Source organism: Rhodospirillaceae bacterium (assembly GCA_002746255.1).
GTDB lineage: Bacteria > Pseudomonadota > Alphaproteobacteria.
The window spans coordinates 362,156-387,245 of the sequence record NVWO01000001.1; the positions used below are offsets into that span (position 1 = coordinate 362,156).

General features: G+C 56.3%; 23 protein-coding genes. 15 read left to right on the forward strand and 8 right to left on the reverse strand.

Annotated elements, in window-relative coordinates:
* Nucleotides 1-75: 75 nt before the first annotated feature.
* Nucleotides 76-1,515: an aldehyde dehydrogenase gene (locus COA65_01740; GenBank protein PCJ61698.1), complete on the reverse strand. Its 1,440-nt coding sequence runs from the start codon at nt 1,513-1,515 to the stop codon at nt 76-78.
* 324 nt (nt 1,516-1,839) lie between these two features.
* Here COA65_01740 and typA point away from each other — a divergent pair, with 324 nt between their 5' ends.
* Both typA and COA65_01750 read left to right on the forward strand, forming a co-directional pair.
* Nucleotides 1,840-3,660, forward strand: coding sequence for a translational GTPase TypA (gene typA / locus COA65_01745; protein PCJ61769.1), 1,821 nt, complete (start codon nt 1,840-1,842; stop codon nt 3,658-3,660).
* A gap of 85 nt (nt 3,661-3,745) precedes the next feature.
* On the forward strand, nt 3,746-4,072 hold the full coding sequence (locus COA65_01750; GenBank protein PCJ61699.1) for a hypothetical protein: 327 nt from the start codon (nt 3,746-3,748) through the stop codon (nt 4,070-4,072).
* Nucleotides 4,073-4,105: 33 nt separating this feature from the next.
* On the opposite strand, the gene COA65_01755 is transcribed toward COA65_01750, so the two are convergent.
* Both COA65_01755 and COA65_01760 read right to left on the reverse strand, forming a co-directional pair.
* Nucleotides 4,106-5,194, reverse strand: coding sequence for an alkene reductase (locus COA65_01755; protein ID PCJ61700.1), 1,089 nt, complete (start codon nt 5,192-5,194; stop codon nt 4,106-4,108).
* 29 nt (nt 5,195-5,223) lie between these two features.
* A complete protein-coding gene (locus tag COA65_01760; GenBank protein ID PCJ61701.1) occupies nt 5,224-5,718 on the reverse strand; it encodes an ArsR family transcriptional regulator in 495 nt (164 codons plus the stop codon).
* Between the two features lie 271 nt (nt 5,719-5,989).
* Between COA65_01760 and COA65_01765 the strand changes: the two genes are divergently transcribed.
* From COA65_01765 to COA65_01775, 3 genes are read left to right on the forward strand one after another with little or no spacing between them, the layout of a single operon-like run.
* Nucleotides 5,990-6,304: a hypothetical protein gene (locus COA65_01765; GenBank protein PCJ61702.1), complete on the forward strand. Its 315-nt coding sequence runs from the start codon at nt 5,990-5,992 to the stop codon at nt 6,302-6,304.
* A 5-nt stretch (nt 6,305-6,309) separates the two neighbouring features.
* Nucleotides 6,310-7,965 (forward strand): sulfite reductase, encoded by a 1,656-nt coding sequence (locus COA65_01770; GenBank protein ID PCJ61703.1) that lies wholly within the window; start codon nt 6,310-6,312, stop codon nt 7,963-7,965.
* A complete protein-coding gene (locus COA65_01775) occupies nt 7,952-8,437 on the forward strand; it encodes an oxidoreductase (protein ID PCJ61704.1) in 486 nt (161 codons plus the stop codon). The genes COA65_01770 and COA65_01775 overlap by 14 nt, the downstream gene beginning before the upstream one ends.
* Before the next feature lie 3 nt (nt 8,438-8,440).
* On the opposite strand, the gene COA65_01780 is transcribed toward COA65_01775, so the two are convergent.
* Complete coding sequence (locus COA65_01780) at nt 8,441-9,457, reverse strand: TIGR00374 family protein (protein ID PCJ61705.1); 1,017 nt, start codon at nt 9,455-9,457, stop codon at nt 8,441-8,443.
* Between the two features lie 277 nt (nt 9,458-9,734).
* On the opposite strand from COA65_01780, the gene COA65_01785 reads away from it, so the two are divergent.
* A complete protein-coding gene (locus COA65_01785) occupies nt 9,735-10,004 on the forward strand; it encodes a hypothetical protein (protein PCJ61706.1) in 270 nt (89 codons plus the stop codon).
* 81 nt (nt 10,005-10,085) lie between these two features.
* Here the strand turns inward: COA65_01785 and COA65_01790 are convergent, their stop codons facing one another.
* Nucleotides 10,086-10,658 (reverse strand): hypothetical protein, encoded by a 573-nt coding sequence (locus tag COA65_01790; GenBank protein PCJ61707.1) that lies wholly within the window; start codon nt 10,656-10,658, stop codon nt 10,086-10,088.
* 107 nt (nt 10,659-10,765) lie between these two features.
* On the opposite strand from COA65_01790, the gene COA65_01795 reads away from it, so the two are divergent.
* The 6 genes from COA65_01795 to COA65_01820 all read left to right on the forward strand — a co-directional run bounded on the left by COA65_01795 (nt 10,766) and on the right by COA65_01820 (nt 19,272).
* On the forward strand, nt 10,766-11,326 hold the full coding sequence (locus COA65_01795) for a hypothetical protein (protein PCJ61708.1): 561 nt from the start codon (nt 10,766-10,768) through the stop codon (nt 11,324-11,326).
* 194 nt (nt 11,327-11,520) lie between these two features.
* Nucleotides 11,521-13,464, forward strand: a complete 1,944-nt coding sequence (locus tag COA65_01800) for a hydantoinase (GenBank protein ID PCJ61709.1) — start codon at nt 11,521-11,523, stop codon at nt 13,462-13,464.
* On the forward strand, nt 13,461-13,877 hold the full coding sequence (locus tag COA65_01805; GenBank protein PCJ61710.1) for an acetone carboxylase subunit gamma: 417 nt from the start codon (nt 13,461-13,463) through the stop codon (nt 13,875-13,877). The genes COA65_01800 and COA65_01805 overlap by 4 nt, the downstream gene beginning before the upstream one ends.
* 5 nt (nt 13,878-13,882) lie before the next feature.
* Entirely contained in the window at nt 13,883-16,024 is a 2,142-nt protein-coding gene (locus tag COA65_01810; GenBank protein ID PCJ61711.1) for a hydantoinase, read from the forward strand.
* 30 nt (nt 16,025-16,054) lie between these two features.
* A complete protein-coding gene (locus tag COA65_01815) occupies nt 16,055-18,418 on the forward strand; it encodes an acetone carboxylase subunit alpha (GenBank protein ID PCJ61712.1) in 2,364 nt (787 codons plus the stop codon).
* Nucleotides 18,406-19,272: a hypothetical protein gene (locus COA65_01820; GenBank protein PCJ61713.1), complete on the forward strand. Its 867-nt coding sequence runs from the start codon at nt 18,406-18,408 to the stop codon at nt 19,270-19,272. The genes COA65_01815 and COA65_01820 overlap by 13 nt, the downstream gene beginning before the upstream one ends.
* Nucleotides 19,273-19,319: 47 nt before the next feature.
* Here the strand turns inward: COA65_01820 and COA65_01825 are convergent, their stop codons facing one another.
* The 3 genes from COA65_01825 to COA65_01835 are packed head-to-tail and all read right to left on the reverse strand — an operon-like array spanning nt 19,320 to nt 21,686.
* Nucleotides 19,320-20,474 (reverse strand): aminotransferase DegT, encoded by a 1,155-nt coding sequence (locus tag COA65_01825; protein PCJ61714.1) that lies wholly within the window; start codon nt 20,472-20,474, stop codon nt 19,320-19,322.
* Between the two features lie 37 nt (nt 20,475-20,511).
* On the reverse strand, nt 20,512-21,012 hold the full coding sequence (locus COA65_01830; protein PCJ61715.1) for a transcriptional activator RfaH: 501 nt from the start codon (nt 21,010-21,012) through the stop codon (nt 20,512-20,514).
* A complete protein-coding gene (locus COA65_01835; GenBank protein PCJ61716.1) occupies nt 21,009-21,686 on the reverse strand; it encodes a MarR family transcriptional regulator in 678 nt (225 codons plus the stop codon). The genes COA65_01830 and COA65_01835 overlap by 4 nt, the downstream gene beginning before the upstream one ends.
* A gap of 120 nt (nt 21,687-21,806) precedes the next feature.
* Here COA65_01835 and COA65_01840 point away from each other — a divergent pair, with 120 nt between their 5' ends.
* From COA65_01840 to COA65_01850, 3 genes are all read left to right on the forward strand, one after another.
* Nucleotides 21,807-23,153, forward strand: coding sequence for a UDP-N-acetyl-D-galactosamine dehydrogenase (locus COA65_01840; protein PCJ61717.1), 1,347 nt, complete (start codon nt 21,807-21,809; stop codon nt 23,151-23,153).
* A 219-nt stretch (nt 23,154-23,372) separates the two neighbouring features.
* The gene (locus COA65_01845; protein ID PCJ61770.1) at nt 23,373-24,353 is read left to right on the forward strand and encodes an ABC transporter ATP-binding protein; all 981 of its coding nucleotides are present in this window, start codon (nt 23,373-23,375) and stop codon (nt 24,351-24,353) included.
* Nucleotides 24,350-25,084 carry an ABC transporter permease gene (locus COA65_01850; GenBank protein PCJ61718.1) on the forward strand — a complete coding sequence of 245 codons (735 nt, stop codon included), beginning with the start codon at nt 24,350-24,352 and terminating at the stop codon, nt 25,082-25,084. The genes COA65_01845 and COA65_01850 overlap by 4 nt, the downstream gene beginning before the upstream one ends.
* The last annotated feature ends 6 nt before the right edge of the window (nt 25,085-25,090 follow it).

The following is a 25,090-nucleotide window of genomic DNA, read 5'->3' on the forward strand; positions in this document are numbered from 1 at the left end:
GAATGACGCAGCACTTCGTCTTATCGGATTGCTTTCATTGGCAAATCGATTTGCCGTGGTTCAACGCAGGTCGGGTTAATTCTGAAGGTAGACGACGTGGGTTTCGGTGTTTTCGTAAAGGCCATGTTTGCCATCCGCGCCGCCAATGCCAGATTGACGAACGCCGGCGTGGAAGCCCTGCATCGCTTCGAAATGTTCGCGATTGATATAGGTTTCGCCAAAGTTGAGCTCGTTACAGGCGCGCATCGCGGCCCCGATGTCATTGGTATAGATCGAGGAGGTGAGGCCGTATTTGGAATCATTGGCCCGGTCGATTGCTTCGTCCAGGCTGTCGAAGCTGTTGATCGGCATCACCGGCCCGAAAACCTCTTCCTGCATGATTTCTGAGCTTTGGTCGCAATTGCGAAGCACGGTTGGCGGGTAAAAGAAGCCCTTTCCGTCAACGTCCGTGACATTCCCACCGCTGACCAGGTCGGCACCTTCTTTGATTGCGCGCTGAACCATGTCGTGCGTCGTTTTCTGCGCCGCCCTGTTAATCATCGGCCCCATGTCGAGGTCCCGGGTCACGCCCGGATCCCCATATTTGGTTTCCTCCATTGCGACGGTAAATTTGGCAATGAATTCATCCTCGACGCGGCGATCAACGTAAACGCGCTCGGCACAATTACAGGCCTGGCCGGTGTTGATGACACGCGACGCCGTGACGGCGGCAACCGCTTTGTCGATATCGGCATCGGCCATGACAATTGCCGGGGCCTTGCCGCCAAGTTCCAGGTTGACCTTGGTGATGTTTTTGGCACACGCCGCCATGATCTGTGAACCGACACTGACCGAGCCTGTAAAGCTCACCAGGCCCACATCGGGATTGTCGCACATGGCATTACCGGTGGTGCGGCCCCCGCCATAGACAATGTTCACGATGCCCTTTGGCATATCGGTCTGGTCAAGCAAATCGGCAAAAATGGCCGCAGTATTTGGCGTATCCGTGCTGGGCTTCAGCACAATGGAATTTCCGGTAACCAAGGCGGGGCCAAGCTTGCGCGCGATCAGGAAGAAGGGGAAGTTCCACGGCAGAATGCCGGCGACGACGCCGATGGGTTGGCGGAAGAGAAAAATATTTTCGCCCGGGCGATCGGAATTGATGATTTCACCCTCGATCCGTCGCGCCCATTCGGCCATGTAGTCGATATAATCCGCAGCGAAGGCAATCTCGATCTCTGAAAGGGTCTGGACCTTGCCTTGTTCTTCGGTAAGCGTGCGCGCAAGCACCGGGATATTTTCGCGAATCTTTGCAGATATCTGACGCATGTAGTTCGCCCGTTCGATGGCAGGTAATTTTTTCCATCCCTTTTGGGCCGTTTTTGCAGCCGCAATCGCATCATTCACTGTTTCCGCCGATGAGTTGGGAACTTCGGAAATAACCACTTCAGTTGAAGGGTTAAGAACCGGAATCATGTTGCTCCCGGCCGCGTCAATGAATTTGCCGTTGATATAATTACGATGTTGCGTTGTCACTTTTTACTTCCTCCCGTTTATCTGCGCTTTAAGGCAGTTTGGATGCGCCGGAACGCGTCAGCTTATCCTTAATATGCTATGCAATGTGAATGTGTGGAACCCTAGCTTTTTCTGGGCTTTTCTTGACCCTGGAGCAGCTTGGCGTCTCGCTCGCATTTGCAGGTAATATCCTATAATACAGGACGCTCGCTAGGCTCCAAGCAAATGACCGGCTGGTTCGGTTTTGGACGTTCGTCAGCCCTTTCCAAAGGCATGTGCGCTTTCCAGGCGATTTTCCGGCCCCGAAATTGGTGTGGGGCCTGTTTTTATGAAGGATTTGAGAAGTTGGATATCCGTAATATTGCCATCATCGCCCATGTCGACCACGGCAAAACGACCCTGGTAGACGCGCTACTGCACCAAAGCGGCCTGTTCCGTAAAAACCAGCAGGTCGTCGAAAGGGTAATGGACAGCAACGATCTGGAGCGGGAACGGGGCATCACCATTCTTTCCAAATGTGCGTCGGTGGAATGGAAGGGCGTGCGCATCAACATTGTCGATACCCCCGGCCACGCCGATTTCGGCGGCGAGGTGGAACGTATTTTGGGCATGGTTGATGGCGTGCTGTTGCTGGTGGATGCCTCCGAAGGCCCCATGCCGCAGACCAAATTCGTTACCCAGAAGGCTTTGGCCCTTGGACTTAAGCCCATCGTCATCGTCAACAAGATTGACAAGCCCGATGCCAGACCCGATGCCGTCCATGACGAGGTCTTTGACCTGTTCGCTATTCTTGATGCCAACGAAGAACAACTGGACTTTCCCATCCTGTTTGCATCGGCCAAGCAGGGCTGGGCGTCAGAGGATTCGGCCGTTCGCAGCGAAAATATGGCCTGCCTGTTCGATAAGGTCCTGAGTCATGTCCCATCCCCAACGGTTGATGCCGATGGCCCCTTCCGCATGTTGGTGACGGCCATTGAAAGCGACCCTTACCTCGGTCGGGTGCTGACCGGGCGCATTGCATCGGGTTCGATTTCTGCCAATGTCACTGTCCAGGCCCTTGATCGGGATGGCAACAAGGTAGAGCAAGCGCGCGTTACCAAGGTGCAGGCCTTTCGCGGGCTAGCCCGTGCCGAGCTGGAAACGGCCTACGCCGGTGACATCATCTCCATCGCTGGCTTGCCGACGGCGACCGTCGCCAATACGCTGTGCGATCTTGACGTCACCGAGCCGATCCTGGCCGAACCAATTGACCCGCCAACCCTGGCGATGGTGTTTTCCATCAATGATTCGCCGATGGTCGGACGCGACGGCAAAAAAGTGACGTCGCGCGTTATCCGGGCGCGGCTGATGGCGGAAGCCGAAGGCAACGTTGCCATCCATGTGCGCGAAGCCGAGGGTGGCAATGGCTTTGAGGTGGCGGGCCGTGGCGAGTTGCAGTTGGGCGTCTTGATTGAGACGATGCGGCGCGAAGGGTTTGAACTGTCTATCAGCCGGCCTCGGGTGCTGACCCATGAGGACCCGGACACCGGGAAGACCCTGGAGCCATTTGAAGACGTGCTGGTCGATGTGGATGAGGAATTTTCCGGTGTTGTCGTTGAGGCAATCGCGAAGCGCAAGGGCCGGATGGAAGAAATGCGCCCATCTGGAGGCGGCAAGGTGCGGATAGGCTTCGTTGCGCCCTCAAGGGGGCTGATCGGTTATCACAGTGAATTTATGACCGAAACCCGGGGTACCGGTGTCATGAACCGTGTGTTCCGGGAATATGCCCCCCATGTTGGACCGATTTCCGGACGCCACAACGGCGTTTTGATTGCGAACGCCGGGGGCAACAGTGTCGCTTATGCGCTGATGAATCTGGAAGGTCGGGGCGCGATGTTCATCGATGCCGGTGTGCCTGTCTATGAGGGCATGATTATCGGTGAAAACAGCCGTGGCAACGACCTTGAGGTCAACCCCATGAAGTCCAAACAGCTGACCAATATCCGGGCCTCTGGTACCGACGAAGCGGTGCGTCTGACACCGGCGCGCCACATGTCGCTGGAACAGAACATCGCCTATATCCAGGATGATGAATTGGTGGAGGTCACGCCCAATAACGTTCGCCTGCGCAAGCGCGCGCTGTCTGCGAATGAAAGAAAACGCCAGTCCAGGAAGGGTGTCGCCTAGAGAAATCGCCGCCTGTCGGGTGGGCTGACTATCTGCTTCCGCCTGTCATTGTGGCAGGTAAACCTTAAAAAGGAGGACGCCTACGATGAAGCATCTTGTTTTGGTTCTAAGCGACCCCACCGAAGGGCAGGAAGAAGAATACGACCGCTGGTATGAAGACCTTCATCTGGACGAGGTGCTGGCCACGACAAATTGGAAAAGTGCGCAGCGTTTCGTTCTTAAGGACCAGTTGTGGAATAAAAGCGCCCACAACTATCTTGCGATGTACGAGGTCGAGGCGGACGATCCCAAGGACGTGTTGCGTCAGCTAAACGCAACGCGCACCAAGCGTCAGCAGAGCACGTCCATCGATATAGACAAGACGGCCGTCTGGGTGTTTTCCGAGACCGGCCCCAAGCACGAGAAGCCGTAGGGCCCCACGTAACCTGGCTGCGTCACCGCTTCTTTAGAGGGCGGGGTAGTCCGTGTACCCCTTTGCGTCACCGCCGTAGAACGTGTTCGGGTCCGGCTCGGCAAGTGCCGCCCCCTTTGCCAGTCGGGCGACCAGGTCGGGGTTTGAGATGAAGGGCCTGGCAAAGGCGATGAGGTCGGCATTGCCTTCGGCGATTGTTTTGTTTGCGCGTACGCTGTCATAGCCGCCATTGGCCATGTAGATACCGTCAAAGGTCCGGCGTAAGGCTGGCCAATTGAAATGCGCGCCTGCCTCTGGGTCAAGCAGATCGCCTTCGAGCATATGAAGATACGCAATTTTCATTTCACCAAGGGCTCTGGCGACGTAAGCAAAGGTCTTTTCGGGGAAGCTGTCGGCAATATCGTTGAAGGAATTGGTTGCTGACAGGCGCACGCCCACCCGTTCGGGTCCCCACACGCCGGTGACGGCCTCCGTCACTTCGAGGAGAAAACGCGTCCGGTTTTCGATTTTCCCGCCATAGCAATCGTTGCGCAGATTTGTTTTGTCGCGCAGGAACTGGTCCAGCAGATAGCCGTTCGCAGCGTGGATTTCAACGCCGTCAAAGCCGGCGGCAAGCGCACGCTCGGCCGCCGCGCGGTAATCTGCAACAATGCCCGGGATTTCGTCCGTTTCAAGGGCGCGTGGCGTTACGAAGGGCTTCATCCCCTCAAACGTAACAGCTTCGCCGGCCGGTTGAATGGCGGACGGTGCCACCGGAAGCGCGCCATCGGGTTGCAGGGAAGGATGCGAAATGCGTCCGACATGCCAGAGTTGAAGAAAGACGCGGCTGCCTTCGTCGTGAATGGCCTGGATAACCATTTTCCAGCCTTCGGCCTGCGCATCGGAATGGATCCCCGGCGTTCCCGGATAACCGACGCCCTGGGGGGAAATCTGGGACGCTTCGGTGAGGATGAGCGGCGCGGTCGCGCGCTGACGATAGTAAAGCGCGTTCAGTTCCGTCGGCACATTGCCGGGCCCAGCCCGGTTGCGCGTCATCGGTGCCATGACGATACGGTTTGCAAGCGCGTAGGGACCAAGTTGAAGTTTCGAGAAAAGGGCGCTTAAACGTTCCGTCTGTGGCATAGGTCTGTTCCTTCGGGCTCTGATTGTTGCTAGGTTTTTTCTTCGCCAAGGGCGTCGGCGGTTGTCGGAATGTAGTCGAGGGGCAGGGCCGTCGTGTATTTGATCTGTTCCATCGCGAAGCTTGAACTTACCTCGGACAAAGGCACTTTTTCAATCAGCCGCTTGTAGAAAGCATCATAGGCGGCAATGTCAGGCACGACAATGCGCAGCAGGTAATCCACCTGGCCGCTCATGCGATAGAACTCGGTGACTTCCGGCATCTCGATGACGGCATCTGCAAATTGTTTGAGCCAGGATCGGCTGTGCTGGCCCGTCTTGATGGAAAGAAAGATGGTTACGCCGACGTTCAGCTTCGTTGCGTCGAGAAGTGCGACGCGGGCGCGAATAACGCCACTTTCTTCCATCTTCTGAATGCGTCGCCAGCAAGGGGTCGCAGAAAGGCCGACATGGGCGGCAATGTCGGCAAGCGGCATCGTTGCATCCTTCTGTAGACAGCCGATGATCTTGCGGTCGATCGTGTCCATGGAATGCCCCTTGACAAAAACGTTAGATTGAAAATTAGAAATAATTTCTACATATATAGGAATTAATAGTATTAAATACTAAAAAAGTAACATAATAGACCCTATCACGAAAAAGTTTTCTAATATTTTTCAGTTCCCTGCTTGTGCAGGGCTTTCGAATTCGCTAAATCCAAGGCAACGCGGCGATGGGCCCCCGTCCGGATAGGTGGTGCCCTTGTTGCTTTGCGGGGGGTCTCACGCGGTTGGATCCATTTTGGACAGGAAGAAGCAGATGACAGGGCAGGTCGTCACGGCGAACCATTTACGCGATGGCGATGTTGTTTATCTGGCCGAAGATGGCCAGTGGACGCCATGGCTCGATCAGGCAAGCGTTGCGGAAACGGACGCGGCCCTTGAACGGCTTTTGAAGCTTGCGGAGGAAGCGGAAGGCGCGTGCAAGGTCATTAGCGTTTACGCAATGCCGGTTGGACAAGGCCCGGCACCGTTGGATGCCTTAAGCGCCCGCGAGCGTATCCGCGCGAAAGGGCCAACCACGCGATCCGACCTTGGCAAACAGGCCGATCCCGGCTTTGCGAAGCAGGCGTAACCAGAATGTACCAATATGATAAATTCGATCACCGGATGGTTCGCGACCGCGTTGAACAGTTTCGCGGCCAGGTTGCGCGACGGCTGAAAGGCGAGTTGACGGAAGAGGAATTCCGCCCCTTGCGCCTGATGAATGGCCTTTACCTGCAATTGCACGCCTACATGCTTCGGGTTGCGGTTCCTTACGGAACGCTTTCCTCTGGGCAGTTGCGCATGTTGGCGCATATCGCACGGAAATATGACAAGGGCTATGGGCATTTCACGACTCGCCAAAACATTCAGTACAACTGGTTAAAGCTTCAGGATGTGCCGGATATTCTGGCCGACCTTGCTTCTGTCGAGATGCACGCGATCCAGACGAGCGGCAACTGCATCCGCAACGTGACGGCAGACCAGTATGCCGGCGCATCGGCCGATGAAATCGAAGATCCACGCGTTTATGGAGAGATCATTCGCCAATGGTCGACCCTGCATCCGGAATTTTCCTTTTTGCCGCGTAAATTCAAGATTGCTGTGACGGGGGCGCCCCATGATCGCGCCGCTGTGCGCGTGCATGACATCGGGCTGCACATGCGCCGCAACGAAAAAGGCGAGACGGGATTCGAGGTTCTGGTCGGCGGCGGATTGGGGCGGACGCCGGTAATTGCCGTGACGATCCGGGATTTTTTGCCGAAAGGCGACCTGCTTTCCTATCTTGAAGCCATCCTGCGCGTTTACAACCAACTGGGCCGCCGGGACAATATCTATAAGGCGCGCATTAAAATCCTTGTTCAGAGCACCGGCGCCGAGCGCTTTGCCGAAATGGTCGAGACGGAATGGGCGCAGATACGCGATGGTGCGCTGGAACTGCCGGAAGACACGATTGCGCACATTGAGACTTTTTTCGCACCGCCGCCTTATGAAACCCTGGCGGTGCCGGTGCCGGCGTTTGAGGCAAAGCGGTTTGAAGACCCTGCCTTTGCCGCCTGGTGCCGCACGAGCTTGGCGTCGCACAAAACTCCCGGTTATGGGATCGTCAACATTTCCCTGAAAGGGATCGGCGAAGTCCCCGGTGACGTAAGCGCCGACCAGATGGATGCTGTGGCCGATCTGGCCGAACGCTACAGCTTTGGCGAATTGCGTGTGACCCACGCGCAAAATCTTGTTCTTCCCCATGTCAGGCTGGCGGATTTTGCTGCGGTCTGGCAGGCGCTGGCAGCGGTTGGTCTCGCTACGGCGAATATCGACCTGATTACGGATGTGATCTGCTGCCCGGGGCTGGATTACTGCAATCTGGCAAATGCGCGTTCTATCCCGATTGCTCAGTCCATCAGTCGGCGTTTTGAAGACCTGGATCGCCAGCACGATATCGGCGAACTGAAAATCAAAATATCAGGCTGCATCAATGCCTGCGGCCACCATCACGTTGGTCATATCGGTCTGCTGGGCGTCGATAAGAAGGGCGAAGAATTCTACCAGATAACCCTTGGTGGCAGTGGCGAGGAGGATACCGCCATCGGCAAAATTGTCGGGGCGGCCTTTGCGCGTGACAAGGCTGTCGACGCGGTGGCGAAGATTGTTGAAATCTACCTTGCCTGCCGCCAGGACGGCGAACGCTTCCTCGATACGTACCGTCGGGTCGGGCTTGGGCCTTTCAAGGAGCAGCTTTATGACGCTCGTTAGTCGAGAGGGGGTTCTGGACGATCCCTGGGTGTGCGTCGCGGACGACGCGGCGTTGCCCGATGCAGGCGCTGTGATCGTCAGCCTGGAACGCTGGCAGCAGGACCGTCAAGCGCTTCTTGCCTGGCAGGGCCGTCTTGGCATTCGCCTGGCGAGCGATCAACCGCCCGAAGTAATTGTCGAAGACCTTGCCCGTTTCGATCTCGTGGCCCTTGAATTTCCAAGATTCGGGGATGGTCGCGCCTATTCCTACGCCCGGATTTTGCGGGAGCGTTACGGTTTTACGGGAGAATTGCGCGCCGTCGGCGAGGTGCTGCGGGATCAGTTGTTCTTCATGCTTCGTTGCGGCTTTGACCGTTTTGAAGTGCCGGACCAGGCGAAGGCCGAGGCATGGATGGACGCGTTCGAGGAAATCAGTGTCGTTTATCAGCCGGGCGCGGATGGCCGGCCCTGGGTGCCCGCCCTGCGGCGCTAGCCGTTAGCGACTATCTTCGCCGCGCGGCGTTTCTTCGGTTTTCGTGCGACGTTTCCAAATGCGTTTTCCCTCAATCGCATGCCAGGCGAAAAGGGCGCCTCCGCCCAATGCCAGTTCGCGCACGCGCTTGGCAAGGGAAACCGCCAGGCCGACTTCCGGTGTTAGGCCGAGAAGCGGGGCGAGAAGCATAAAGCCACCTTCCTGTACGCCAAGCCCCCCCGGTATGAGAAAGCCGGCGCTGCGCGCGGCTTTTCCAAGGCTTTCGAGAATAAGTGCGTCCCAGATGCTGACCGGGTAGCCCATGAAATAAAGGATAAGCCACACTTCGCCGGTGCCGGCGAGCCAGGAAAGAAAATGATAAAAAACGCTGTTGGAAAGGGCGCGTGGCGATCGGTAAATCGTCTGAATTGCCTCATGTAGGCCACGCAACTCGCCAAGCGCCAGCCATTCCAGTTGCATGTTTTTCGTCAGCTTGTTGCAAAAGTTTTCGATGACCTGGAAAAAGCCGACCCTCTGAGCTAGGAAAAACCCAAAGAGCATGGGCAAGATCATTAAAAGAGCAAGAAACATCCAGAAAAGGGTTTCCTCCTCGCGGCCGCCAAGCGTAAGGAAAAGAAGCCCAAGCCCGAAAAATGTGAACAGAAACTGGGCCAACACCTCCATCGTGAGGCTGACGATTGAACTTCCCCCGGCAACGCCGCCGGGAACGCCAAGAAACGTAAGAAGGCGCGCACCGACAAAGTCGCCGCCGATTTGGGCGACGGGAAGCAAGTTGTTGATCCCTTCGCGTATCCAGCGAACGCCGATCACGTGCAGAAGCCGGGTCGGGCAATCGGCAATCAAACTTTGCCAGGCCTTTGCCGAAAAGGTGAGGGGGATTGCGTGGAAAAGAGTGGTAAAGAGAAGCCCCCACCCGGCGGCGGCAAGGGCGCCAAAAACTTCTGCGACGCCACGGTAGACGACGAGAAAGACAAGCGTCGTCAAACCGGCAAGCGCCGTAAGGATCAGCCATTTCTTCATGGGGGCTCCTTATGCCGGGGTCCGCCGGGGAAGACAAGCCTGGGTCACGGTTTGCATGGGAAAAAAGGGGAATGGAAAAAGAGAAAATGTGGCGAATTTCGGTCGAATCTCTTCTGTGGGCCTCTTTTTCAGGCCGTTTTGGGGCTTCTCAGTGATCCCCCCTGTTTTCGGCTACTTGTAACGTTACTCATACTTGAGGCATCCTAGCCAGTGCAATTGCAATGATCGCATCGCTCCGGTTCTGCGGGGTGGCGACAAAGGGGGAGAGTAACGTTCGATGTCATTGAAAAAGAAAATTTCCGTGAAGAGTGCTGTTGTTTTAAGCGCGACAGTTCTTCTGGCGGGTGCCATGGCAATGGCCAGTCCTGCCGCTGCGGGAAATAACCCGTGTGCGGCGAAAAACCCGTGTGCGGCGAAAAATCCGTGTGCGGCGAAAAATCCGTGTGCGGCGAAAAATCCGTGTGCGGCGAAAAACCCATGTGCGGCGAAAAACCCATGTGCGGCGAAAAACCCATGTGCAGCGAAAAACCCATGTGCAGCGAAATAGCGGCTAAAATACGTGTCTTCGCATGAAGAAAAAGGGCGTCGAAACATTCGGCGCCCTTTTTTGTTCTTCCCTGTGCTTTCGTCAAAAGCCGGAATCCGGCCTTTTCAAGAACGCCAATTCTTCCTTCGTGCTTTTCCGTCCCAAGATTGAATTGCGGTGGGGAAAGCGACCGAAACGCTCAATAATTTCAGCATGCCTCTTTGCATAGTCCAATGAGGTGGCGTTTCCGTTTGCCTCGAAAAGGGCGATGCATTTCTGCTGGTCCGCTGGGTTTTCGCTATGCATGTAAGGAAGATAGAAAAAGCTGCGTTCGACGGGAGGGAGCGCTTGATCGAAGCCGTTTTCAAGCGCCTGTTCGGCCGTTGCTCGCGCCTTTCCATCCGTGGCAAAGGCGCGGGCCGTATCACGGAAGAGGTTGCGGGGGAACTGGTCGAGGAGGAGGATGAGGGCAAGCGCCCCACGGGCCGTTTTCGAGAACTCGTCACGCTTGCCGGCAGCGGCCAGTTTCGTGTCGTTCAGGAACTGCCCGCGGATTTCCTGATCGAAGCCAGGGTCCGGTCGGTACCATAACTTCCGTGCCGTCGCCTGGCCGGCGGCGTCCTTCTCGGAGAACCAGAAATCAAGGATTTCTTCGACCCGCTTGCCCACTTCCATGCTGCCTCTTTTCGCGTTCCTGAATACGGAGTATAATAAGAGATTGCCAACGCAGCAGGGGCCGCTATTCATTTTAGGACGTTGGCAGCAAACAGGGGGCCATATAGATGACAGGTTCAAGCGAAGTTGTAAGCGAAGCCATCGGTGTTTTTCACTCCGTTGAATGCCTGGAATCGGCGGTTGAGGACCTGCAGGACGCCGGGTTCAACCGGTCGGAGTTAAGCCTGCTGGCCCATGACGAGGTCGTCGAGAAAAAGTTCGGTCATGTTTATAAGAAGGCCGAGGACGCGGCTGACGATCCCGAGGCTCCGCGCACCGCGTGGGTTTCGAGAGATTCGGTCGAAGTGGGGGAAGCAGCCCTGGTCGGGGCCCCCCTCTTTGTCGCAGCCCTTGTCGCGGGTGGCGCCGTCGTCGCGACGGGAGGCGCCCTTTTACCTGCGGCCGGCGCGGCGCTGGCAGCCGGTGGTTTGGCCGGGACCTTCGGAGGGCTTGTGGCGGGGGAGATTGGCCAGGAACACGCCACGCATTATGAGCAGCAGCTTGCACGTGGCGGAATTTTGCTTTGGGTCCATCTGCGATCCCCAAAGGATGAACAGAAAGCCATCACCATCCTGAAAAAGAACCAGGCGGATCACGTGCGTGTGCATGAAATCGCCGCCAGCGCGTAACGTTCTTCACACCGTCGTAAATCGGGAGGTTTGGAAAACGGTTGAGCAGGGCTGGGACGCTGGCTATGCTTTGTTCCGTTGGATGTCCCATCGGCAAGATAGGCGGAAAACGCAGGTGCGAAAATAAAAAACGAAAGAAAAATAAAAGAAAAACAAAAAGCAAGTAAGGGTCTGTCTGGGGGGAAGCCGGTTTTATGGGGTTGCTCATCAATGTCGACAATGGCGGCACGCTAACGGATGTATGCGTTGTTGATGGGCCGGATGTCTACCACGCGAAAACGCTGACGACCCCTTACAATCTAAGCAAATGCTTTTTTGAAGTCCTGAAGGAAGCATCAAAACAAATCTACGGCGAAGCACGGCTTGATAAGCTTTTAAACAATGCTGAAAGCATTCGTTACTCAACGACCCAGGGTACGAACGCCGTTGTCCAAAAAATTGGCCCACGCCTTGGTCTGATCCTGCGCAAGGGAAAGACGGCCGCTTTTCTCCGCAAAACCGAATCCGAAGTTCAGATGTTCGACGTGCTTGTTGGCGACCGTCTGGCGACCCTTGATTGCAAGCTGAAAGGCGAGGATCTGGAGGAGATGGTTGTGGGCGAGGTCAATCGCCTTATCTCGAAGGGCGCGAACCGGGTGGTGGTCAGCTTTGGCGGGGCGAACATGGTCAGGGACGAGACGCGCATCAAGCGCATCCTCCTGCAACGCTATCCGCGTCACCTTCTTGGTGCCGTGCCCGTCCTTTTCTCCCACGAACTTATCGACGATGGGGACGACCGACGCCGGACCTGGACCGGGCTTCTGAACTCCTTTCTTCATCCGGCGATGGAACGCTTTCTCTACAACGCAGAGAACCGGCTTCGCGACCATCGAACGAAGAATCCGATGTTAATTTTCCGCAACGACGGAAACTCGACTCGAATTGCAAAAACCATTGCGCTGAAAAGTTATGGTTCCGGGCCCCGTGGCGGTATGGAGGGTGCATGCGCCCTTATGCATCATTACGGAATTAAAATGGGCGTCACGATGGACATCGGTGGCACAACGACGGACATCGGCCTTGTTGAAAAGGGGGCTATTCGAGAAAAGCGTCGTGGCAAAGTCGAAGAAATCCCTGTTTCCTTTCCGTTGAGCGATCTCGTCAGCATTGGCGTTGGCGGCGGTTCGATTTTCCGCGCCAAGGGAAAAACCATCGCCGTCGGCCCGGAAAGCGTCGGCGCGGCACCCGGCCCGGCCTGCTTTGGCCGCGGCGGTCAGGAGGCAACCAGCACGGATGCCTATCTTCTGATGGGCATTCTGGACCCGGCCTCCTATTTTGGCGGCGGTTTTTGCCTGGACGTGGATCGTGCGCGCGCCGTTATCGATGGAAAAATAGCAGACCCCCTGGGCAAAAATCTGGATGCGGCCCTGCTAGCCATGGACCGCGTCTATGAGGAAAAGATCGCAAAGGCGATCGCGCGTTATGTGAAGAAGCCAGCCGCGACGACGTTGCTGGCATTTGGCGGTGCGGGCCCCATGAATGCCTGCGGCATTGCTGAGCGTGTCGGCATACGGGAAGTCCTGATCCCCCGGATGGCGTCGGTCTTCAGCGCCTTTGGCATTGGTTTTAGCGACATCGCGCATTCTTACGAAGTGGCTCTATCAAAAGTGACGAATGCCGATTTGAAGGCAGTTTCTTCGAACCTTATGGAACGTGCCAAGCGCGACATGTTTTCCGAGGGCATCGACATCGCGCGATGCAAACGCGCATTTGCGCTGGAATATTCCCTAAAGGGTGCGGAAATCCGAAAGCCGCTTGCCAATTCACCGCGTCTGCCAAAAAACATGAAGGGAGCGAAAGACGTACGTTTGCATCTACGCCTTTCAAAGGCGGTCCCCCATTGTGATTTGAAGAAGGCGAAAGGCAAGAAGACGTTTGCGGCAAAACGGGACGGTACCCGTCGAATTCTGTCCGCTTCGGGCATAAGAGAGGACGTCCCCGTCTATCGTCTGGAAAAATTACGTCCCATGATGACAGCGGAAGGACCCGCAATTTTAGAGGAAGCCTTTTTCACCTGTCGGGTGAAAGAGGGTTGGACCATGGATGTGAATGAAAACCACGACGTTTTTCTACGCCGCACAGGAGGTCGCTCAACATGATAATTCCAATGACGGAATATTTGGCGATTGATCTGGAAACCGAAAAATGGCTTTGCCGACGCTGCGATCACGTCATCGGGTCGGCGCGCAAGAATTACAAGGAAGGGTTGCTGGTTTACGATCGTAATCCTAGGGAAATTCACCGGCCGATCCTTGATGAGAAGCATTACGAATTTACCTACGCGCCGGATCCGAAATGGGTCCGGATTCTTGAATATTATTGCCCGAGTTGCGGTGTGATGATGGAGGCGGAATACACGCCTCCGGGGCACCCGCCAATCCACGATATGGAATTCGACATTGACGCCTTGAAAGCGCAATGGAAGGCGCGTCCCAAGGGGGCGGCGCCGAATTTGGGTCCGGATACCTCGCCAAGGGATGAAGGGCATCACGGCCACGGCGCGGAGAAATAAGGACGATGCGTAGGGTTTCTGTCGACATCGGGGGAACGTTTACGGACTGCTTTCTTGTCTGGGACGGCGAATACATTGAAGCAAAGGCGCTGACGACCCATGAAAATCTGGCGCTTGGCTTCATGGAGGCGCTGGAGAAGGCCTATACGCGCCTTGGGCTTGATCTGGACACGGTGCTGTCCAAGGTTGATTCCGTTCGTTACGCGACGACCCTTGGCACGAACGCCCTGATCCAGCGCAAGGGGCCGAAAGTGGGCCTGCTGGTGACCGCCGGTTTTGAAAGCACGGTGCCGTTGAGCCGCGGTCGCGGCTATGGGGAAGGGCTTGATTTTCTACACCAGGCCGATTTGGCGAACGCCCAACGGCCGGAGCCCCTGGTGCCGGTGCCGATGATCGCCGGTGTGCGTGAGCGCATCGACTACAAGGGAAAAATTGTCTTTCCCCTGGACGAGACGGACCTTCGCCATCAGATACGCCGGCTTGTGGACCGTGGCGCACAGGCCTTCGTCGTTGCCTTCATCAATTCCGTCGTCAATTCGGAGCACGAGCGTCGGGCGCAGGAAATCCTGCTTGAGGAATATCCCTCGCACATGCTGGGGTCGATGCCGGTTATCCTCTCCCACCTGGTTGCGGGACGGAAAGGCGAATATGTGCGTACGTCTTCCTGCATTATGGATGCTTTCCTTCACGAGGAAATGTATTTCGGGCTGAGTTCGCTTGAGATGAGCCTGCGCGAGCACGGCTATATGAAGCCGATGCTTGTGATCCATAATTCCGGCGGCATGGCGCAGTTGAATTCGACCGATGCGCTTCAGACAATTCATTCCGGCCCGGTTGCCGGCATCGCCGCTTCCGAGCATCTGGCCGAGGAAATGGACCTGGGCGACATTGTCTGCACGGACATGGGCGGGACCAGTTTCGATATCGGGATCGTCGTTCGTGGTGGCATCAAGCATTATGACTTCAATCCGGTGATCGACCGCTGGCTGGTCAGTGTGCCGATGGTGCATCTTGTAACCTTGGGGGCAGGGGGTGGTTCCGTTGCTCGTTATGAGCGGATGTACAACACCGTGCAGGTGGGGCCGAAAAGCGCGGGTTCGGACCCGGGGCCTGCCTGCTACGACCGTGGTGGCATGGACCCGACCGTGACGGACGCCGATCTGGTGCTCGGCTATCTGGATGCGGACAATTATGCCGGTGGCAGCATCAAGTTGAACCGCAAGCGTTCGGAATTTGCTATTCGCGAAGCCTTGTGCGAGCCGCTGGGCATTTCCGTCATTGAGGCCGCAAAACTTATCAAGCAGCGCGTCGATAACAACATGGTCAACGGCATGGCCCAGGAGCTTCGCGCGCGCGGGTACGACCCGCGTCGGTTCACGATGCTGGCCTATGGCGGCAATGGACCGCTTCACAGCTGTGGCATTGCCAGCATGCTGGGGATCGACAAGATTCTAGCACCACCCTTTACGGCTGTTTTTTCGGCTGTCGGGGCCGGCAACATGCACCAGATGCATATTCACGAACGTTCCCTTTTCATGAATATCTACAACTCGAACACGCGCCACCTGTTCGACGATTACGATGCCTTTAACCGCACCGTCGAAGAGCTGGAAGTGCTTGGTAGGCAGGATCTTCTACGTCAGGAAATGAAGCGCGAGGACATTCATCACCGGCTTGAGCTGGACATGCGTTATGGCAATCAGCTTGTTACGACGACCGTGGTGGCGAACGTCTCGCGTTTGAATAACATTGAAGACGTGATGTCGATCATCAATCAGTTTTCGGCCGATTACGGAAAACGGTTTGGCGAGGGCAGTCAGGCGCCGGAGGCGGGCATTCGTATCAACACCGTGCGCGTGTCTTCCTTTGTCGAACTGGATACCGTGCATTTCAAACATGTTCGTTTCGAAGAAGCGGACAGGAAAAAAATAGCGGCGCCGAAACCGGTTGCGCGGCGGGAATGCCATTTCCCGGGCCATGCGAGTGGGCTGGAAACGGCGATTTATAAGGCAGAGCAGTTTGAACCGGGGATGGTGATCGAGGCCCCGGCCGTCGTGATCGCGCCGACGACGACATATCTTGTCGAACCCGGCTGGCGTCTGACGGCAAGCGAGCAGGGTGCCATCTGGCTTACCCGGGTGAAATAGAGGTCGCTCTCTGAGAGCAGGGATAGAACAATGAACAAGCAAGTGAAACCGGATACGCCGTCACGCGAAGAGGAATTGATCTCGGAATTCCTTGAGAAGACGACGCTGTTTCTGGGTCCGGATCCGGAAATTATGGCGGATCACGATATTTCACCACGCACGGCCCATGAGGAACGCGCCGTGAACGCGGTTACGGACGACGCACTGCTGGCGGTTGTGCGCGACCGCATGCAGGTCGCGGCGAACGAATGCTATGAAATGCTTGAACAGATGGGGGCGGCCCCGGGCGCAAAATGGGGCGACCTCATTAGCGGTATTTATACGGCAAGTGGCGATCTGGCCATTACCAGCACCGGCGGTGTCCTGGTTTTTTCCGCCCTGGTGCATCATCCGATCAAGTTCATCTGCAAATATTGGACAAAGGACCCGACGGTCGGCGTGCGTGAAGGGGATGGCTTCATCCACAACGATGCCCGCTATGGGAACATTCACAACACCGATCAAAGCATGCTTCTGCCCATCTTTCACGAGGGCGAATTGATCGCATGGGCCGGTGCGACTGTCCACGAAGGTGAGAATGGCGCGATTGAGCCTGGCGGCATGCCGTCGCTTGCCGAATCGCCCTATGACGAAGGGCTGAAGATGTCGCCTTTCAAGGTGGTCGAGAATTTTCAGCTAAAGAAAGACCTCGTCACCTTTCTGCAGAATTCCGTGCGCGAGCCGAAGCTGCAATACGAAGATATGAAAGTAAAACTTTTTTGCTGCCGCCGTATCGAACAGCGGATCAAGGAAGCGATTGCGGAATATGGGATCGAGCCGGTCATCGCGGCCTTGCGGCGCAACATGGAAGACCCAAAAGAAGAGGTCAAAAAACGAATTCGGGAATGGCCGGATGGAACGGTGCGGGCAATCTCTTATGCTGACAGCACGCTTCGCGAAAATCTGATCGTGAAGATCAACCTCGAAGTGCGGAAGGAAGGGGAAAAGTTGATTCTCGATTTCCGGGGGTCGAGCCCGGAATTCCTGAACCGCGCTAACAATACCGTGGTGTCTTCCTTGAAGGGCATGCTGGCGCAGCTGTTTCTGACATTTGTCTGGCCGGACCTGCCGCGAAACCAGGCGGTGTTTGCACCCATCGATATCATCGTCGATCCGCGATCGACATTGAACTCGTCTTACGAAGTGCCAAATGCCGAAAGCATGATGACCTTCTTTCCGGCGTTCTCCGCTGCGCAGCTGGCGGTGGCGAAATTTCTTTATAGTTCGCCCTTCAAGGCAACGCGGGTGATCGCGCCCTGGTACAACATGATCAACACCTTCATCTATGGCGGCACCACCCAGCATGGCGAGATGGTTGGCAATTTATGCGCGGATCTAAACGGCATGGGCGGTGGCGCACGCATTGACCGTGATGGCGAAAACGCCATTGCGCCCATCTTTGCGACGATGTCGGACATCGGCGAACAGGAACTGAATGAAGAAGAGGTGCCGTTTATTCAGTTGGTTTCGAAGAAGCTGATGCGCGACAATCAGGGTTTTGGAAAATTCCGGGGCGGCATGGGTTACGAGATGATGGCGGCGACGCGGGGCAGTCCCTTCTGGGGATTTATGGTCTGCTGCATCGGTTCAAAAATGCCGAATGTGCAAGGGCTGTTCGGAGGCTATGGCTGCGCGACCTATCCGCTTTGCAAGGTGAAAGGAACGAACACTTACGAGATCATGGCAAGCGATCCGGAAAAGTTCGACTTTTCCATCGAAAGCGTCATGAACAAGCGTCGCTTTAAGGGGGCCAGCTACAGCACTCATCACATGGGCTTGCAGTTCGAACTGGCGCAGGAAGGCGAACTTTACATGATTACCCAGGGGTCCGGGGGCGGTTACGGCGATGTGCTGGAGCGCGACCCCGACCTGGTCATCAAGGATGTCGAGGCGGATTATATTTCCGACCACACGGCGAGAAAAATCTACCACGTCGTTTATGACTCCGAGACGCTGGCGATCGACGTTGCGGCGACGGAGAAGGCGCGCGAAAAGGAACGCGCGGCGCGCAAGAAACGCGGTGTGCCCTTCAAAAAATTCATCAAAAAATGGTCGAAAAAAGAACCGCCTGCGCACCTGCCTTATTATGGCTGCTGGGGTCCGGACCGGAGCGTGATTTACGGCGGCTCGGCGGATGTGAAGATGTCTGCAGATGCAATACAGCCAATCATGATGCCGAACCCAAAGGACGTGCGTATTTCCGAGCTGGAAACGCAACTCGCCAAACTTGAGCGCAAGGTGCAGCGCGCGGAAGCGCCGAAAAAGGCCAAACGGGCCAAGCCAAAAGCCAAGGCGAAAGCCAAGGCAAAGGCAAAGGCAAAGGGGAAGAAGCCGAAAGGAAGATGGGCAAAGTGAGTGCTGCGCTCGCCGAAGCTTTGAGCGGAAAGCTCTGGATTGATTCGCTTGCTTATGGAAAACGGCTTTTCCTGAACCCGGACGAAGACCCCTGGGCCGACCCTACCCGTTTTGTGTGGTTGGTGGGGCAGGGGCAGGCGCTTCTTGGTTCGGATGTCCTCGGCCTGAGGCTGGAGGATGCCTATGGCGCGTTGCTTGCCCGGCAACCGGACGTCCTTGGCGAGGCGGCGGGCCGCAGTGCCGGTGCCATCCTTCGGGCCCTTTTTCGCGAGGAGACGGAAAGGGCGCGGATCGGTGAAATTCTTACCGCCCTTCGCGGCACCTATCGGGAATTGCCCCTTGTCCTTCAGATGCCATCGCCATCGGCCTGGGTGGAATGGGTCTGGGGCCTTGGCCTTGGCAAACCCCCAGGAAAATCCGCAAAGACACCGGACACGGACGAAATCGAGGCCGTCGCCATGTACCTTGCGGACATGCTGCGCGCCTTTGCCGATTGCGGCGTTGACGGCATTTTGTTGCGGGAAAATTCAGGGGAGGGGCTTGGCGAACGCTTTTCCCTCTACCAGCCGGTCGTAAACGTCGCCCATCACTATCGCTGGTCTTTGGGATTGGACGTTCCGGGAAAGGGGGGTGGCGGCGATCTGCCACAGGCGGATTCCGGGCTGGATTTATGCATCCTTGACGCCAAGGCTACGTCGAAGGCGGACATGCCACTTGGGCTTCGGGTTCCGTTGGGTTATTGGAAGGCCGGCAAGACGCCGCCACCCATGGGCGCCTGCGGCTTTCGCTTTGCGGAGATTCCGGCGGATGGTGTGCCTGAAACCGTGCTTACCCAGGTAAAGGCGCTACGTTAAGGGAGAAATCGCCAGCTTTTTCTTTCGCCGTTGAAGCGGCCTTTGCGTTAGGCGTGGGCTGCTTTTTTTACCGCCGCCGTGATGCGGTCCTGGGTTTTGGTCTCTAGATAAGGGTGCATGGGAAGGCTCAGCACTTCCTTGGCGAGACGCTCGGCAACCGGCAGATTTTTTACCCGCGGGAAGGCGTCATAGGCCGCCTGCAGGTGAAGTGGTTTTGGATAATAAATCGCGGTCGGGATGCCTTGCGCGCGCAGTTCCGAAGACATGGCTTCCCGATTTAATCCTTTAAGCCGGATTGTGTATTGCGCCCAGGCGGAGGTGCGGTCGCCTTGTACCATGGGCGTAATAACGGTCTCGGAAAGGGCTTCGGAATAGCGCTGTGCAACTTGGTTGCGCGTTTCAATCTCATCCTGAAAAATCGCAAGTTTTGGAAGCAGGATTGCCGCCTGAAGCGTATCAAGGCGGCTGTTCATACCAATTCGTGTGTAGTCATATTGTGCTGTGCCAATGCCATGGACATGGATCGCGCGCAGAATGTCGGCCGTCGCGTCGTCATCGGTAAACAGCATCCCGCCATCGCCATAACAGCCCAAAGGCTTTGCTGGGAAAAAGCTGGTCGTTGTGATTGGCGCCAGAGTGCCGACGCGTTTGCCGTGCAGGGTTGCGCCGAAGGATTGGGCGGCGTCTGCGATGACAACCATGCCATGTTCGGCGGCAACGGCGTGGATGGCTTCGTAATCCGCCGGCTGGCCGAAAAGATCGACGGCGATGATGGCGGCAGGGCGGAGCCCATTTTTTTTTGCGGTTTCGATGGCCTCTGCGAGCTGGGCTACGTCAAGATTGAAATTGTCCTCGGCGATATCGACAAAAACGGGGGTTGCGCCCAGAAGGGCTGGCGCCTCCGCCGTTGCAGCAAAGGTGAATGTCGGAACGAAAACGGCATCCTTCTGTCCAATGCCAGATGCCATCAGGGCAAGGGACAGGGCGTCCGTTCCATTCGCACAGGCGATTGCATGTCTGGCACCTGCGAATTCTGCGGCTTTTGTTTCAAACTCGGCGACCTCCGGGCCCAGGACAAATTTTCCATGGTGCAGGACCTTTGCGATGGCGGCGTCAAGTTTATCGCGCAACCGGTCGCGTTGCGCCTTCAGGTCGATAAAAGGAATTGGTTCGGAATTTGATTGGGCAGATAAGGCAGTCATTTTTTTCCTTATGTCGAAACGTCGAAACGTCGAAGCGTCAGGCGGCGTCGACGGCCTCAATCGGGACGGTGATACGTATTTCACGTCCCAATAGATTCAACAACAGCACAACCCGCTGGTCGGCGGTCATTCGTTCATAAATTCCAACCCGTTCGGTGAAGGCGCCTTCGACGAGGCGCAGTTTCGTGCCGCGCTCAAGGTGGACCAGACTGGCCGGTGTCAGCAGGCCGCCTGGACGTTCCTGGCTTTGCAGGTCTTTGACCGTGCCTTCCGGTACCGGGGTGGGGCGATCGCCGTTTGCAAGCAGCCGTTCAATCCCGACCGTGCTGTTGATGGCGCGCCAGCGCGTATGGCTCAGGTCCATTTGTACGAAGAGGTAACGCGGGAAGAGGGGGACGATGACCCGTTCTTCCCGCCGGGCGTGCCGACGCGTTTTGGCAAAACGGGGCAGATAGACGTCAAAGCCCTGGCGGCGGAGATGTGCCGTGGCCTTTGCCTCGGCATGGGCGTGGGTGCGTGCGACAAACCAGTGTTTCATTCCATGGTCTCCGCTTTTTGCACATCGCTTTCGCGGGTGCCGTTTTCGCGGGTGATGTGCAACAGCGTCGGTGTCAGCAGGCGCACCGGGTCGAATTTGGCCCGCAAGGCGTCGAAGGTCGTCTGGGGATTTTGGATGTCGGTAATGAGAACAGCATCCAGGGCCGGGATGTCGTCAAGGCGGGCGACCACTGGAAGCCCTGCAATTTCCTTTTCGTTGCGGCCAGGCGCTAGGATAGCGACCAGTTCAATATCGATTTCGCGGGCCGCAAGGGTTGCAATTTCTGCAAGTTCTCCTGTGCCAGACAGCGCGATGCGTCGCCAGCCACGGGCCTCTGCGGCGCGCAGCGTACGTCGGCATTCCGACTGGGCATTGCGGAAAAACTCGAAGGAATGTGAAAGATATTCGGCGGTTAAGCGGGACTTTTCGCTAAAACCTTTCGGCGTCAGGTAATAGGCATAACGCCGTGCTGGGGCCTTGGTCATCTTGACCAGGCCCTTGCGAACGCAGCGTTTGAGGTAACTGTTTGCCAGCCCGACTGCAACGCCGAGGCGCAGGGCCAGTCGACGTTGGGACATATGTTCGACCGTCTCGACGCTGCTGAGCAGTTCAAGGGTCGTCAAGGTCGTTGCCGGGTTCTGGCCGGGCTTTCCAGCCTTCGTCAGCCCCTCCATCCGTTGCCTCCTCGGCAATGTTCACATCATGAACAACTATTTGTTCAGAGCATGAATGTCAACCGATAGCTGGAATAGAAATCAAACAGCTAGCAAGGATTCAAGCCGGTGATTTGACCCATGGATGGGGACAGGATAGAAGCTGCGAAGGTGGAATTCTGGAATTTACAAGGAAAATTTGTGAAATCGGTTTCTAAAATTTCCGTTCTCGGACTTGGTTATGTGGGCTTGCCGCTGGCCGTTGTCCTTGCCAGACATTTCCGAGTTACAGGCTATGACCTTGATTCTTCACGTGTTTCTGAAATCCGTGCCGGCCAGGACCGGACCCGCGAGGTGTCGGCGGCGGCGCTGGCGGATTCTGCCCTGGTGCTTACGGACAAGATCGAGGATCTAAAAGGGACGGAATTTTTCATCGTTGCCGTGCCGACGCCGGTGGATGGAACAAACCGGCCGGACCTTGCGGCGCTTCGCTCCGCATCCCGTCAGGTGGGCTCGGTGCTTACGAAAGGGGCCGTTGTCGTCTATGAAAGCACGGTCTATCCGGGCGTGACCGAGGATGTTTGCGGGCCGATTCTGGAGGAGGCTTCCGGGCTTCGTTGCGGGGTTGATTTTCATCTTGGCTATTCGCCGGAGCGGATCAACCCGGGAGACAAGGAACACAGCCTTGAACGTATCACGAAGGTTGTCGCCGGCCAGACACCTGACGTTTCGGCGCTCTTAAAAGAAGTCTATGGGACGTTGAACAATGGCAACATCTTTGTCGCTCACGATATCCGTACGGCGGAGGCGGCCAAGGTTATCGAAAACGCGCAACGCGACATCAACATCGCTTTTATTAACGAAGTAACGGAAATTTTCGGGAAACTTGGGATTTCCGTTCATGACGTTCTGGATGCGGCGCGGACGAAATGGAATTTCCTCGATTTTCAGCCGGGGCTTGTTGGTGGCCACTGCATCGGGGTCGATCCTTTCTACCTTGCCTATTGTTCAAAAGAGATGGGCCACGACCCTGAAATTATCCTTGCCGGGCGGCGGATCAACGATGCGATGGGCACCAGTCTTGCCGGGCGCATTGGCACCGTCATTGACGAGGCCTTTCCAGGAGAGACATCGACGCGCCTTCTCGTTCTTGGCATGACCTTCAAGGAAAATGTGCCAGATCTTCGCAATACGAAGGTCATCGACCTTATTCGCGCCCTAGAAGCCCGCGGCCATCAGGTGGATGTGCATGATGTCTGCGCGGACCCGGCGGAAGCCAGGCGCAGTTACGAAATTGACCTTCTTCCCTCTCTGGAAGGGGGCGGGCCTTATCACGCGCTGGTCGGTGCGGTGCCTCATGGCCTTTACCGTGACTTTACGGACGTGTCTTTTCGGTCCCTGCTGCATCCGGGCGGGGTGGTGGCAGATATTAAAGGCATGTGGCGCGCGCTCACGCTTCCGGAAAATTTACGGCGCTGGCAGTTGTAATCGGCCCCGGCGGGCGGGATCACGTTCCGGTCCCGCAAAAATCAAGCATTTGTTACTTGAACGTATCCGCAGTTTGCCCTAGGTGTTTTGCCCTAGGTATCAGGAAAATTACCGTTCTTCGCCAAAAGGTTGTTTGGGGTCATCGTGCGCCCCTGGTGGGCTGCGGCCGATTGGGGACAGCCGATTGGGGACAGGGGAAATGTGCAATCAATGGCACCGATGATTGAAATTCTGGGTCTGACGCGGCGCTTCGGCATGTTTACCGCCGTTGACGATATTTCTTTCGAGGTGCCACGTGGGGAGGTCCTGGGTTTTCTGGGTCCAAACGGTGCCGGCAAATCCACAACCATGCGCATGATTGTTGGTTTTCTTCGCCCCACGGCGGGGACCGTGCGGATTGGTGGTTTTGATATTCTCAAGCAGCCGATCAAGGCGAAGGAACTGATCGGCTATATGCCGGAAGGCGTGCCGGGTTACCCGGACATGATGCCTCGCGGCTTTCTGAATTTCGCGGCCAGCATCCGGGGTCTGCGGGGCAAAGAGAAACGCCGTGCGGTGGATGGGGCAATCGCGAAATTGGGGCTTGAGCCGGTGCTGAACCAGCCAATCGAGACCCTGTCGAAAGGGTTTCGCCGCCGTGTCGGTGTTGCCCAGGCGATTTTGCACAATCCGCCCGTTCTTATTCTGGACGAGCCGACGGATGGGCTGGATCCCAACCAAAAATATCAGGTGCGAACGTTGATCCGCGAAATGGCGGCGGATAAGGCGATCATTATCTCCACCCATATCCTTGAGGAAGTGAACGCCGTTTGCGATCGCGCAATTATTATTGACCACGGCAAGGTTGTTGCCGATGGCACGCCAAGCGAACTGGAATCGCGGTCAAAATATCACAACGCCGTGACCATTTCGGTCGGCATGGATGCGGCCAAAGAGATAGAAAAGGTGTTGAAGGCGTTGCCGCGGGTGGCGCGCGTCGAGGCCGGTGCCAAAGAAAATGGCGTGCAGGATTATATGGTTTTCCCGAAGGGTGGCGCTGCGATTGTCAGGGAAGTGAGCGACCTTGCGCGGGATCGTGGCTGGCGGGTGGAAGAGCTTTACGCCGAGCGGGGGCATCTTGATGAAGTTTTCCGCAGTTTAACGATTGGCGACGCCGTTGCCACGGAACAGCGAGAGAAAGGCGGCCGCGCGCGCGCATGAGAAAAACATTCATCATTATGAATCGAGAACTGGCGAGCTATTTTGCGACGCCGCTTGCCTATGTTTTCATCGTTATTTTCCTGTTTCTTGCTGGGGTCTTCACCTTTTACTTTGGGCTCTTCATCGAACGGGATCATGCGGACCTTCGTTCCTTTTTTGAATTTCACCCCTGGCTCTACCTTTTTTTGATGCCGGCCATTTCGATGCGGCTTTGGGCGGAGGAGCGGAAATCAGGGACGATCGAGTTTCTGATGTCGCTGCCAGTTCCCTTTGGTGCCACTGTTTTGGGAAAGTTTCTGGCGGCCTGGGCGTTCACCGCCATTGCCCTATCGCTGACGTTTCCCATGTGGCTGACCGTCAATTATCTTGGCAATCCGGATAATGGGGTAATTCTTGCCGGCTATGTTGGTTCTCTCGTGATGGCGGGAGGCTATCTGGCGATCAGTTCCTGCATTTCAGCGATTACGAAAAATCAGATCATCGCTTTTGTTACCGGGGTCGTCGTGTGTTTCATCTTCACGATCGCCGGCCAAGGCCTTGTGACAGACTTCTTTGGGGCGTTTGCACCGCAATGGGTGGTCAATCTGATTGCGTCCTTCAGCTTTTCTACCCATTTCGACGCCATCATCGAGGGCGTGATCGATGTTCGCGACATCATCTATTTTTTGACCCTGATCGCATTTTTTCTTTATGCGAACGCGGTCGTCATTGAATTCAAGAAAGCGAGTTAGGGCTTA